At 68.7% G+C, this 11,901-nt stretch carries 16 protein-coding genes; 4 read left to right on the forward strand and 12 right to left on the reverse strand.

Translation table 11 applies throughout. The annotated features are described in order from the left end of the window. Positions 1–23 precede the first annotated feature (23 nt). Entirely contained in the window at positions 24–635 is a 612-nt protein-coding gene (locus tag PARN5_RS0113590) for a cysteine hydrolase (RefSeq protein WP_018000321.1), read from the forward strand. A 75-nt stretch (positions 636–710) separates the two neighbouring features. Here the strand turns inward: PARN5_RS0113590 and PARN5_RS22900 are convergent, their stop codons facing one another. Continuing rightward, on the reverse strand, positions 711–2,078 hold the full coding sequence (locus tag PARN5_RS22900) for a hypothetical protein (RefSeq protein ID WP_051070992.1): 1,368 nt from the start codon (positions 2,076–2,078) through the stop codon (positions 711–713). Positions 2,079–2,358: 280 nt separating this feature from the next. On the opposite strand from PARN5_RS22900, the gene PARN5_RS24590 reads away from it, so the two are divergent. Next, positions 2,359–2,532 carry a hypothetical protein gene (locus tag PARN5_RS24590; RefSeq protein WP_198289590.1) on the forward strand — a complete coding sequence of 58 codons (174 nt, stop codon included), beginning with the start codon at positions 2,359–2,361 and terminating at the stop codon, positions 2,530–2,532. 99 nt (positions 2,533–2,631) lie between these two features. Next, positions 2,632–3,105: a sigma-70 family RNA polymerase sigma factor gene (locus PARN5_RS0113605; protein ID WP_018000323.1), complete on the forward strand. Its 474-nt coding sequence runs from the start codon at positions 2,632–2,634 to the stop codon at positions 3,103–3,105. Positions 3,106–3,181: 76 nt separating this feature from the next. Here the strand turns inward: PARN5_RS0113605 and PARN5_RS0113610 are convergent, their stop codons facing one another. The 10 genes from PARN5_RS0113610 to ssb form a co-directional block, all read right to left on the reverse strand. Then, positions 3,182–3,670: a ferritin-like domain-containing protein gene (locus PARN5_RS0113610; protein ID WP_018000324.1), complete on the reverse strand. Its 489-nt coding sequence runs from the start codon at positions 3,668–3,670 to the stop codon at positions 3,182–3,184. A gap of 156 nt (positions 3,671–3,826) precedes the next feature. After that, entirely contained in the window at positions 3,827–4,624 is a 798-nt protein-coding gene (locus PARN5_RS0113615; protein ID WP_018000325.1) for a hypothetical protein, read from the reverse strand. Between the two features lie 165 nt (positions 4,625–4,789). Then, positions 4,790–4,999 carry a hypothetical protein gene (locus PARN5_RS0113620; RefSeq protein ID WP_018000326.1) on the reverse strand — a complete coding sequence of 70 codons (210 nt, stop codon included), beginning with the start codon at positions 4,997–4,999 and terminating at the stop codon, positions 4,790–4,792. A 14-nt stretch (positions 5,000–5,013) separates the two neighbouring features. After that, entirely contained in the window at positions 5,014–5,871 is an 858-nt protein-coding gene (locus PARN5_RS0113625; protein ID WP_018000327.1) for a glucose 1-dehydrogenase, read from the reverse strand. Beyond that, a complete protein-coding gene (locus tag PARN5_RS0113630; RefSeq protein WP_232419354.1) occupies positions 5,868–6,581 on the reverse strand; it encodes a hypothetical protein in 714 nt (237 codons plus the stop codon). Before PARN5_RS0113630 ends, PARN5_RS0113625 begins: the two co-directional genes overlap by 4 nt. Before the next feature lie 259 nt (positions 6,582–6,840). Further along, complete coding sequence (locus PARN5_RS0113635) at positions 6,841–7,413, reverse strand: hypothetical protein (RefSeq protein WP_018000329.1); 573 nt, start codon at positions 7,411–7,413, stop codon at positions 6,841–6,843. Between the two features lie 130 nt (positions 7,414–7,543). After that, on the reverse strand, positions 7,544–7,996 hold the full coding sequence (locus tag PARN5_RS0113640) for a YetF domain-containing protein (RefSeq protein WP_018000330.1): 453 nt from the start codon (positions 7,994–7,996) through the stop codon (positions 7,544–7,546). A gap of 6 nt (positions 7,997–8,002) precedes the next feature. Further along, a complete protein-coding gene (locus tag PARN5_RS0113645; protein WP_018000331.1) occupies positions 8,003–8,488 on the reverse strand; it encodes a hypothetical protein in 486 nt (161 codons plus the stop codon). Between the two features lie 3 nt (positions 8,489–8,491). After that, positions 8,492–9,667: a zinc-dependent alcohol dehydrogenase gene (locus tag PARN5_RS0113650; protein ID WP_018000332.1), complete on the reverse strand. Its 1,176-nt coding sequence runs from the start codon at positions 9,665–9,667 to the stop codon at positions 8,492–8,494. 190 nt (positions 9,668–9,857) lie between these two features. After that, a complete protein-coding gene (gene ssb, locus PARN5_RS0113655; RefSeq protein WP_018000333.1) occupies positions 9,858–10,391 on the reverse strand; it encodes a single-stranded DNA-binding protein in 534 nt (177 codons plus the stop codon). A gap of 230 nt (positions 10,392–10,621) precedes the next feature. Between ssb and PARN5_RS0113660 the strand changes: the two genes are divergently transcribed. Further along, positions 10,622–11,269 (forward strand): lytic transglycosylase domain-containing protein, encoded by a 648-nt coding sequence (locus PARN5_RS0113660; protein ID WP_018000334.1) that lies wholly within the window; start codon positions 10,622–10,624, stop codon positions 11,267–11,269. A 44-nt stretch (positions 11,270–11,313) separates the two neighbouring features. Here PARN5_RS0113660 and PARN5_RS0113665 read toward each other — a convergent pair whose 3' ends face one another. Then, positions 11,314–11,895 carry a YSC84-related protein gene (locus PARN5_RS0113665; protein ID WP_018000335.1) on the reverse strand — a complete coding sequence of 194 codons (582 nt, stop codon included), beginning with the start codon at positions 11,893–11,895 and terminating at the stop codon, positions 11,314–11,316. Positions 11,896–11,901 lie beyond the last annotated feature (6 nt).

Consider the following 11,901-nt stretch of genomic DNA (forward strand, 5'->3'; position numbering starts at 1 on the left):
GATCTCTCCGGTCAGGTGGTGTGATGGCGAAAGACCTTCGGTTCGGCCCGCTGGGGCCCGAGACGCTGCATCTTTGCGTCGACATGCAGAAGCTGTTCGCGCCCGGCTCGCCCTGGGCGGTGCCGTGGATCGAAAAGACCCGCCCGGCCGTCGCCACCCTGGTCGAGGCCCAGCCGGCGCGCACGGTCTTCACCCGTTTCATCCCGCCGGTGCGGCTGGATCACGCGCCGGGCACCTGGGCGCGCTATTACGCCGGCTGGCCGGGGATGCTGCGCGAAAACCTCGACCGGTCCTGGCTAGACCTGCTGCCGGAACTGGCGCGGCATACGCCTCCGGCGCGGGTCGTCGACAAGGCGGTCTATTCGCCCTGGCACGATGGCAGCCTGCATCGGTTCCTGCGCGGTGCCGGGATCTCGGCCCTGCTGGTCAGCGGCGGCGAGACCGATGTCTGCGTGCTTGCGACCGTGCTGGGTGCGGTCGATCTGGGGTATCGGGTGGTGCTGGTCGCCGATGCGCTCTGCTCGTCCACGAACGCGGGCCATGACGCGGGGATGACGCTTTATCGCCAACGCTTTTCGCATCAGATCGAGACCGTCTGCCTGGAAGAGGCGCTGGAGGCCTGGCGGCCGGAGTGACGGCAAGGCGCATAAGGCGCGCGCCGTCCGGCCGGACATGGAAAGGGGGCCTTGCGGCCCCCTCTCTTGCCGTGGTCAGCGGCGCCCGCGCGAGGAAGAGCGGCGGTCGTCGTCGTCATCGTCGCGGCGATGGTCCCAGCCGCGGCGGGCCGCCTCGGCATGGCCGCGCGAATCGCCGAACCAGCCGCCCTGGCCGCGATCACGCGAATAGTCGTCGTCGCGGCCGCGCGAATAGCTGCGGCGGTCGTCGTCGCGGTCGCTGGTGAAGCGGCCCCGGCTGTCGCGGTCGCGGTCGTCGTCGCGGCTGGAGCGCCCGCGCGAGGAATAGCGGTCGTCGTCATCGTCGCGGCGATGGTCCCAGCCGCGGCGGGCCGCCTCGGCATGGCCTTCGGAATCGCCGAACCAGCCGCCCTGGCCGCGGTCGCGCGAATAGTCGTCGTCGCGTCCGCGCGAATAGCTGCGGCGGTCGTCGTCATCGCGCCGCGAGGCCGCGTAACGGCGGTCGTCGTCGCGGTCGCTGGTGAAGCGGCCCCGGCTGTCGCGGTCGCGGTCGTCGTCGTCGCGGCTGGAGCGCCCGCGCGAGGAATAGCGGTCGTCGTCGCGGTCGCTGGTGAAGCGGCCCCGGCTGTCACGGTCACGGTCGTCGTCATCCCGGCGCGAGGAGCGCCCGCGCGAGGAATAGCGGTCATCGTCGCGGTCGCTGGTGAAGCGGCCCCGGCTGTCGCGATCGCGGTCGTCGTCATCACGGCCCCGGCCGCCGGAACCGCCACGGCCACCATAATCGTCGTCGCTGACAAAGCGTCCGCGTTCGTCGCGTTCCGGCATGTTCGAGTTCCTCGGCATGATGTCCTCCTGATTTGCCGTAAGGTGCCGCAGTTGCGGCCTGGTATCGCCGTCCGCGCGGGACGGCGTCTTCGTGCGGGCGCCGATGCGCCTGCCCAGGGCGGCGGGTTCGACCCCGGCCGCCTTGGCCTTGGCGAGAAGTCCGCTGCGCGGCTTCTCCTCGCGTTCGATGATTTCGCGGATCATCCGGGTGGAGACCCGCAACGCCGCCGGTTGCAGCGCCTCGTCCAGATCCTGCCCGGCCCGGCCGAGCAGGAAGGAAACCAGGTCCGTCTCGACGGCAAGATCGGTCAGCAGGGGAAATTCCTGCAATCCGGCCTCGATCCCGGCGTCGTAGAGCCAGCCATGCGCCCGGGCATGATCGGCCCAGGCCGTCGCCAGTTTCGGCAGCACGCCCTCGGCCGTCGCGGCATCGCTGACCTCGGCAGCCTCGCCAAGCAACGCGCGAAGCGTCTTGTGATGTTCGCGCAGCAGGGCGAAGCCGTCGTCGCCGGCCTGCTGATCCTGTGCGCCGGCCGGCGACTCGGACGGGGCGTCCTGGGGCGTCGCGTCCACGGACGGGTCCGGGGTATTGCTGGGGGTCTCGGTCTCACGCGCCATGTCATCGCCTCCATGCTTGTGGGGCGGTTGAACCGGGGCGCGGCGCGAATGTTCCCGCGCAAAAATGCGTTCTTGCCGGGCGGGGCGGGCGATGCCGCGGCGGGCGTTTCGGGCCGCAGGGCAAGCGCCTGAAAACGCCCGCCTTCGGCCTTGCCTGCCGGCTGTCGCGGGAAATGGCCGACCCGAACTGCAACAGTTGCGGAAAATCGATTCGAAAGGCTCGCCATTGCGCGCAAGCAGATTAAAATAAGCTAAGTTTCGAGGAGTAATGGAATCTCAGATGGCCAATGGCGACGGCGGGCAGCGCGTGGACCCCGAACTCGAGAAGGCGCTTTCCGAACTGCTGGTGCAGACGGAAAAAGAGCCGATTTCCCCGCGTCTGCGCGAGTTGGCGAAGCGTCTTGAGGAGGCGCTGAAGAACGCGCGCCTGAGTCGCGAGATCAAGGAAGGCTGAGCGCCGCCGCGCCGGCCGGTTGTCGGCCAGAGGCGACGGAACTATCCTCCGTCTGAGGCATTGAGTCCCGGCTATCACCCGATGATCGCGAAGGCTGCAATGTCAGACGACATACTTGTCTATATTCCGGCGCTGCGAGCCTATGCGCGCGCGCTCTGCAGGTCATCGCTCGACGGCGACGATCTGGTGCAAGAGACCTTGTTGCGTGCCATCGAGCATGCGCGGCAGTATCAGCCGGGCACCAACATGCGCGCCTGGCTTTTCACCATCATGCGCAACCGCTTTTTCACCAATTGCAAGAAATCCGCCCGCGAGCGCACCGGGGCCGCTGATTGCGCCTCGCTGGTGCCGCAGGTCAAGCCCGACCAGGAATGGCACATGCAGGCGACCGAGTTGCATGACGCCCTGAACAAGATGCCGGTGCATTACCGCGAGGCGATCATCCTGGTCGGCGCCCTGGGCGAAACCTATATCGACGCGGCACGCATCCTGGACTGCGACATCGGCACCATCAAAAGCCGGGTGAACCGCGCGCGCGGGATCCTGCGAAAGGCGCTGGAACCGACGCTGTGACGACGCGCTGACGGAGGCGCTGGCGAAACGGCCCCGCCTGGCAGGCGGGGCCGTTTCCTTGCGGAAAGCCGGGCGGTCAGGCCGCTTCGCGATTGGCCTCGCTTTCGGCGATCTCGGTCAGCAGCTCGTCGGTCTGCGATTCCTCGTCCAGCGTCTGGGACAGCAGGGCGGCCGCGTCCTTCAGGCCCAGCTGCTGCGCCCATTGCCGCAGCGTGCCATAGCGGGCGATCTCGTAATGCTCGACCGCCTGCGCGGCGGCGATCAGGCCGGCATCCAGCGCCGGGGCGCCCTTGAAGGCGGACATGACCTCCTCGCCTTCCTCGATGATGCCGTCGATGGCCGGGCAGGTCTTGCCGCGCGGCGATTTGCCCAGGATCTCGAACACCTGCTGCAAACGCTCGACATGGGTCTGGGTCTGCTCGCGGTGCGTCTCGAAAGCCTCGCGCAGCCGCTCGGACTGGGCCCCGCGCGCCATCTTCGGAAGCGCCTTCAGAATCTGGCGCTCGGCATAGTAGATGTCTTTCAGGGTGTCGTGGAACAGATCGTCAAGAAGCTTCTCAGCCATCGGGATTTCCTTCTTGGTGAAGCCCGGCGCGGGACCGGACGGTTTCGCGCAGATGGAACCTGCCAAGGGGCGAAATGTTCCAGCCAAGGCCCGCGCCGGTCAGCCGCTTTCTGGCGTGGCGCCTGTCGCAGGCGGCCGGCGGGGGAATGCGCGCGATCACTGGCTTACGGGGGCGGGGCCGTCCTCGTCGAACTCGGGCAGGGCTTCCAGCTGCTCGCGGGTCCAGGGCAGGTAGATGCGCAGGTCGTCATCCTTGCTGTAGGCCACCAGGTCATCGACCGGCACGGCGACGCGGTGCTCGCCCATGCCCAGGAAGCCGCCCACGTCGATGATGGCATGGCTGATCTCGACCGAGGTCCCGCCGGCCGGCGTGCTCCCGGCGGCTTCTTGCGCCGGAGGGGTGGTGGCATCGGTCGGCGTCACCGTGCTGCTGTCCGAGCCGACGTTCTCGATCCGGTCATTGTCGCCGGAGTCCGTGCCGCTGGCCATGTTGGTCGAGTCGTTGTCCTTGGCCACGTCCGACGTCTGCGCCCCTGCCATGCCGGTGCTTTCCGAGCCGGTGGCGCCGGTCGCGGGGTCGGAGGTCATCGCGGGGTCGGGGGTCGTTGCAGGGGTGGGGGTCGTTGCGGAGGTCGCGTCGGTCGCGGCCGGTGCCGCTGCGTCGGCCTCGCCCAGCGAGGTGCTGCCGTCGGCAAAGACCAGTCCATGCACCTCGCCGATATCGTCGCCGGCGGCATCATAGACCGTTGCGCCTTGCAGGTTGTCCGTGGTCAGGACGGCGTCGCTGTTAACATAGCCTTCGGGCGGCGCGATGGTGGGGGCAGCGGTGGCGGCCGGTGCATTCTCCTGCGTCGCGGGCGCGGGCGTGGGTTGGGCGGGGGCATCCTGGGCCTGCGCGGCCCCCAGGCCAAGAGCCGCCGCGAGGACGGCGGTGCTGAGCAGTAGCTGTCTCATCTCTTTCTCCTTGCTGTTCGTGCTGCGGGAGGGCTGAACCGGCAAGGGCCCGGAATGTTCCCGCTTTCCTGCCTGGCGGCGGGACGCCATGCGGCCGGGCGGGCAAGCGCCGTCCGCGCCGGGCGACCCGGCGCGGCAGGGGTTTTCGGTCGTCGCGCGTCACGGTCAGTAATTCCCGGGCGGGTCGCTGGCGGGAAAGGATTCGTCGCCCTGTTCGTCGACCTGGTCCCAGTGCCGGGGCGGATCGTCCATCTCGCGCCGGCCGGCCGCGCGGATGCGGGGATAGGGCGCGGGCCGGCGCGGGGCGTTCCAGGCTGCCGCGCAGGCAAGACCCAGGCCGAGGCCGCAGAACAGCAGCAGAAGCCGGTTGTTCATCCTGGTGCTCCTTCTCAGATCATCGGCGCGCCGCCGGTGACGGCGATGGTGGCGCCGGAGACATAGCTCGACATCGGCTCGGCCAGCATGACATAGGCCGAGGCCAGCTCGACCGGCTGGGCCGGGCGTTTCATCGGATAGCTCTTGCCGAAATTGGCCACGTCCTCGGGCGGCATGCTGGCCGGGATCAGCGGCGTCCAGACCGGGCCGGGCGCGACCGCGTTCACGCGGATGCCCTGTTCGGCCAGCATCTGCGCCAGGCCGGCGGTGAAGTTCTGGATCGCGCCCTTGGTCGTGGCATAGGCCAGCAGGCCGGGGTTCGGCTTGTCGGCATTGATCGAGGCGGTGTTGATGATCGCGCTGCCCTTGGGCATATGCGGCACCGCCGCCTTGGTCAGGTGGAACATCGCGTCGATGTTGACGGCGAAGGTGTGGCGCCACTCCTCGTCGGTGATCTCCTCGATGCTGTCGAACAGCCGCTGATGCGCGGCATTGTTGACCAGGATGTCGAGGCGGCCGAAGCGCTCAACCACCTGGGCGACGATCCGGCGGCAATGCTCGGGGTCGGCGATGTCGCCGGCGATCGACAGGCACTCGCGCCCCGCCTCGCGCACCAGTTCCGCGGTGCTCGCGGCATCCTCGGTCTCGTCCAGCCAGGACAGCGCCACGTCGGCGCCCTCGCGGGCATAGGCGATGGCGACGGCGCGGCCGATGCCGCTGTCGCCGCCGGTGATCAGCGCGACCTTGCCCTGCAACCGACCGGCGCCGCGCCAGCTTTCCTCGCCATGGTCGGGCACCGGGTCCATCTTGCGAAAGCTGCCGGGCAGGGATTGCTGCTGTTTCGGAAAGGGGGGCTTCGGATAATCGGTCATCGGTCGGGCCTTTCGTCGATTTCGGGATTGCCGGGCTGCTTCATGCCATTGCCCTGGCGGTTGGGATCGTCGGTCACGGCATCGGCGGGATCGATGCGCTGCTGGCGCTGGTCCAGCACATGCGGCGCCGGATGGCGCATTTCCTCCAAGGCCGAGTCCGGCGCGGCCGGCGCCGTCGCAAGCGGCGGCGGTGCCCGGCGCGGCGGGGTCACGGGCATGGCCGCTGTCTCGGGCTCTCCGCGCGCATGCGCCAGGCAAAGCCCCAGGGCGATTCCCGCGCCCATGGCGGCAAAGCCCAGGGCCACGCCAAGCGGCGGCAGGACCAGGTGCCAGCCCGGGCTGAGCCGCTCGGGCAACAGCCCGTAATCCACGATGCCGGCGATGGTGGCGGTGACCAGCCCGGCCAGCCAGGCCAGGCGGTAGCCGCCGCGCGCCGCCTTGCGAAGCAGCAGCACCGCGACCCCGGACCAGAAGAAGCAGGCAATGACGTGGATCGCCGCGCCAAGCCCGGTATGCGCCAGGTCCAGCGCCTGGATGCCGGCCACCTCGGGGCCGTAAAAGGCCTGGGTGGTGGCATTCAGCGGCATCCACCCCGGCAGGCCGCGCTGCAGGCTGAGCGCGAAGAGCACCAGCCCCGAGAGCACCGAGGCCAGAACTCCGGCCCATGGCCAGGCCAGGTCGAAGCGCGCCATGGAGACAGGACGTGTCATGGTGAGCTCTCCTTTTCCATGCAAGGCGAACCTGCGGGAGGCTGCTTTGTTCCCGCGCAGGGCGATATCCCGGCGGCTTGTCGCCCGATCCGATGCCCCCGACGCGACGGAAACACCGCCGCAGCGTGGCGCGGCGCGAAGGCCGCGCGGGCCTTTCACCGGCAGGGACGATACATCAGCGGACGAATCGGCGCGGATCGCCACCCCGGGGATCGCGCAGCAGGCCCGGGCGGCAATCATCGCCGGCGCGCCGCGGGCGCTACGACAGATGGCGCCGCCGATGCAGCCGGTATTCCTCGCGCAGCAGGTCTTGCAGATGCTGCCGCCGGCTGCCGCCCGGCAGGCCGGCGCGGGGATGGGCGATGGCCTGCTTCAGCACCGATTCGACAAGCCGCTCGGCCGCGCCCGGATCGCGGATCAGCGCGCGCGCCTCGCCGAGCAGCTCGATGACCACCGTTTCGATGCTGGGCAGCCGCTGCGCCTCGGCCGCCGCGTGCTGCGCATGCAGGTCCGCCAGGATAAGCGGCGTCGTGGTCGGCTTGGTATAGATGTGCTGGTCGCGAAACTGCCGGGGCATGACTTCGCAGCCGCGGCCGGTCAGGAACACGAAGGGAATCTCGTTGTGAAGCAGGGAATCCGCCACCGCGAAGTCATCGCTCGATCCGATGTTCAGGATCGCGACCTGGGCCAGCGGGGTGCAATTGATCGCGTCGTGGATGTCGTCGAAGGGGCCGATGACGTGATCCCCGCCTTGCCGGATTTCCGATGCGAGCTTGCTGGCCAGGAAATAGTCCTCCTCGACCACCATGACCGAAATGGGTTCCCGTGCCATTGCCCCCTCCTGCACCTGCCCTCGGTCAAGAATATCAACCAAAAGTCGTAGCATCGCGAGGCATTGGTCAACTCTCGGCCGAATTCAGCCGGCCGCCGACAGCTTTTGCGGGTTTTCGCGCGGGCGAGGGCTATTCCTGTTGCTTCGGAATGATGCTGATCCCGCCGCTGATCTCCAGCACGGCGGCGTCGATATCGGCCAGCGTCTTCAGCCCGTGCTGGATTCGCGCGGCCTCCAGAAGATCGTTCACGCTGACCCGCGCGCGCGCCAGGGCGTGGAAGTCGACACGGCCGTCGCTGATCAGCACGGTCGGCGCGCCGTCCAGCCACAGCGCCAGCCGGCTCGAGGCGCGCTTGGCATAGGACAGCGCCACATCGACGGCGAACAGCGTGACGATCAGCACCACCGCATTGATCAGCGAGAAGTCGTCGCCCAGAAGCGCCTGCTGCGTCGTCTCGGCGATGATGAGCACCAAGACGAAATCGAAGGGCGTCGCCTGCGCCATGGTGCGCCGGCCCGAAAACCGGGTGACCGCCAGCAGGAAGGCATAGATCGCAACGCCGCGAATGACGGAATCCATCATGCCCTCCTATGGCAGCACCAGAAGGCGGACCGGCCGGCTGTGCCCGCCGATCCCGAGGTCGAAGCGCACCAGCCCGAAATGCTCGGGGCGGATTTGCAGGACGACCTTGCCCGGCCCGGAAAAGCGCATCTCCTGCCGATCGCCATGCAGCACGGTTTCCGGCTCGGGCTGGATGCGCTGAAGGCCGACGCCGTCGAAGAAGTCATTGCCGATGGCCAGCGTGTCGGCGTCGCGCAGGGTGACGGTGATCTCGTCATTGCCCTCCCAGCGCGCGATGCGGGGCATCTCGACGCTGGCGCCGGGGAATTGCAGCACGCGGCTGTGCAGCGGGCCGCCGCTGCCGGTCAGGCCCAGCAGGGCCGCCAGCATCAGCGCGCCGAAGGCGATCCAGACCAGGCGCTGCGCCCGCCAGAAGCGTTCCTGGAAGGCGCGGCTCTCGACCAGTTGCAGCCCGTCCGCGCGGACCGGAGGGACGTCGTCGATCCTGGCCATGGCTCAACCCGGCGTCATGACGACCTTGATGCAGCCGTCCTTCTTGTCGCGGAACTTCTTATAAAGCTCCGGCCCCTCGGCCAGCGGCGCGCGGTCGGTGATGACGAAGGAGGGGTCGATCTCGCCCTTCTGGACCTTCTCCAGCAGCGGTTCCAGATAGCGGTGCGTATGGGTCTGGCCCATGCGGAAGGTCAGCCCCTTGTTCATCGCCGCGCCGAAGGGGATCTTGTCGACCATGCCGACATAGACCCCAGGGACCGAGATCGTGCCGCCCTTGCGGCAGCAATAGATCATCTCGCGCAGCACATGCGGCCGGTCGGTGCCCAGCATCAGGCTGGCCTTGGCCTTGTCGAGCAGGGAATCCAGGCTGGCTGTGGCGTCGGCCTCGGTGCCGACGCAATCGATGCAGCGGTCGGGGCCGCGGCCTGCGGTCATCTCCATCAGCGCGTCGTAGATCTTGACCGCCGAGAAATCCAGCACCTCGGCCTTGCCATGGGTCTCGGCCATGGCCAGCCGCTCGGGCACCTTGTCGATGGCGATCACGCGGCCCGCGCCCAGCATCCAGGCGCATTGGATGGCGAATTGCCCGACCGGGCCGCAGCCCCAGATCGCGACGGTATCGCCGGGCTCGATCCCGGCATTCTCGGCCGCCATGTAGCCGGTGGGAAAGATATCCGAGAGAAACAGCACCTGCTCGTCCGGCAGCCCGTCCGGCACCCGGATCGGGCCGACGTCGCCATAGGGCACGCGCAGATATTCCGCCTGTCCGCCCGCATAGCCGCCGGTCAGATGCGAATAGCCGAACAGGCCGGCGGGCGCGTGGCCCATCAGCTTGGCCGCCTTTTCCGCATTGCGATTGGTGCGGTCGCACAGGGAATACAGCTGCTTGCGGCAGAAGAAGCAGTCGCCGCAGGCGATGTTGAAGGGAACGACGACGCGGTCGCCGACCTGGAACTTGCTGTGGTCGCGCCCGACCTCGACCACTTCGCCCATCGCCTCATGGCCCAGCACGTCGCCGCTTTCCATCGTCGGCATGTAGCCGTCCATCAGGTGCAGGTCCGAGCCGCAGATGGCGCAGGCGCAGACCTTGATGATGATGTCGCGCCCGTCCTCGATGCCGGGGTCGGGCACGGTCTCGTGCCGGATGTCGCCCTTGCCGTGCCAGGTCAGTGCCTTCATCGCCGGGTCTCCTCTGCTGTCCGGCCCTCAACCCTCGGGAAAGGCAGATGTTCCAGCAAAGGGGGGCAAACCGCCGCAAGGCCGGTGCGGATGCAGGGCGGGCGGGCGCGGAAACGAACGCTCCGCCTCGGGGCCGAGGCGGAGCGGGACAAGAAGCGGGGTCCGAAAGCGACGGCCCTTCGGCCCGGCCCTAGAACGGGATGTCGTCGTCGAAATCCGGCCGGCCCGAGGACGACTGCCCGCCGCCCTGGCCGCCACCCTGGCCGCCGCCATAGCCGCCGCCCGAGCTGCCGCCGCCATAGCCGCCGCCACCGCCATAGCTGCCGCCGCCGTAATTGTCGTCGCCGCGACCACCGCCGCCGCCCGGGCCGCCGCGGCCGTCGAGCATGTGCAGCTCGCTGCGGAAGGGGCGCAGGGCGACCTCGGTCGTGTAGCGGTCATTGCCGCTCTGGTCCTGCCATTTGCGGGTTTCCAGCTGGCCCTCGACATAGACCTTGCTGCCCTTTTTCAGATATTGCTCGGCGACGCGGACCAGGGGCTCGGAATAGATGGCGACGGTGTGCCATTCCGTGCGCTCCTTGCGCTCGCCGGTGTTGCGGTCCTTCCAGGTCTCCGAGGTGGCGATGCGCAGGTTCGCGACCTTGCCGCCGCTCGGGAAGCTGCGGACCTCGGGGTCTTGGCCCAGGTTGCCGACCAGGATGACCTTGTTGACGCTGCCCGCCATGCTGCCGGCCCTTTCGTTCTGTTCGTGCCTCGCGCGGGTTTAGCGCGTCCCGGCGCCTCGGGGCAAGCGGAATGCAAGGGCGGCCAAGGGGGCGGGCACGGCACCCGCCTTGCGCGGAAATCCGCCGATGCCGGCGCGGGTGAGCCGCGGCAACAAAGCTGTTGCGGCGTTCCCCCGGCTTTGCGCTATAGTGCCGGCAAAAAGAATACGGCGTGCATGAGGGACCAGAGATGCTTTCAAGCCATCGGGCATTGCTGCGCAACATCGGCCGCACGGCGATGATGCTGACGATTTCGGCCGGGCTTGCCGCGCCCGCCGCGGCCGAGGGGCTGCGGCTTCAGACGAAAAGCGGCAAGTCGCGCATCGCCCAGTTCGAGCGCCAGACCCGGCTGATGGATTCGCGGCTGGCCGGGCAATACCAGCAATCGGCGCGGCTGCGGCCCGGCGGCACCTCGACGAAAAGCGTGGTCGAGCTGGACCTGCCGACCGCGATCCCGGCCTATCGCGGCAACCGCCGCAGCCAGTATCTGCCGCATGCCCGGGCGATGGCGCGCAAGCATGGCGTGCCCGAGGATCTGTTCCTGCGCCTGGTGCAGCAGGAATCGGGCTGGAACCCCTCGGCGCGTTCGCACAAGGGGGCGCGAGGCCTGGCGCAGCTGATGCCCGGCACGGCGGCGAAGCTGGGTGTCGATCCCGGCGATCCGATCCAGAACCTGGAAGGCGGCGCGCGCTACCTGCGCATGATGTACAACACCTTCGGCAGCTGGCGGCTGGCGCTGGCCGCCTATAACGCCGGGCCGGCGGCGGTGGCGAAATACGGCGGCGTGCCGCCCTATCGCGAGACCAAGAACTACGTCCGCATCATCCACGGCAGCTAAGACGCAAAGGCCGGGCAGGGCGCCCGGCCTTTTCCATTCGCCCCTCAGAAGGTCGAGGGGATGATCCGCGTGTATTTCGTCCCGGCGATCGAGGCCCCGGCCATCAGTCCCGACTGGCCGAAGACCATGGCCACCACCGGCTGCTGCGCGGTGATCGTGTCGGTGCCCATCGAGACGCCGCGGGCGGGCAGGGCGTAATAGGCCCCGGCCTCGGCCACCCAGCCCGGGGCGCGGCGGAAATCGGCCAGCGCGGCATCGGTCTGGAAGATCAGCACATGGGCGTATTGCTGCGCGCCGATCTGGAAGCCGACGCTGGCCTGCGCCGCGGAATAGTAATCCACCGTCACGTTGTTGATGCGCAGCGCGCCCTGGCCGTAAGCGCCGCCGACGCCGAAGCCAGCCTCGGTCATCAGCGGCATGTAGAGCACGCCCTTGGCGTTCTGCACCATCGGCGCGGTGGCGGGATAGGTCTGCAACAGGTAGTTGCGCGTCGCGTCCACCCGCGCATCCAGCCGCGAGGGCGCGTCCTGCCCGACCGCGTTCGAGCAGCCCGCCACGGCCGCCGCACCGGCCAGCGCGCCGCCCAGCACAAGGAACCGCCGGCTGATGGGGTTGGGATTGGTCATGTTTCG

It is taken from the genome of Paracoccus sp. N5 (genome assembly GCF_000371965.1).
Lineage (GTDB): Bacteria > Pseudomonadota > Alphaproteobacteria > Rhodobacterales > Rhodobacteraceae > Paracoccus.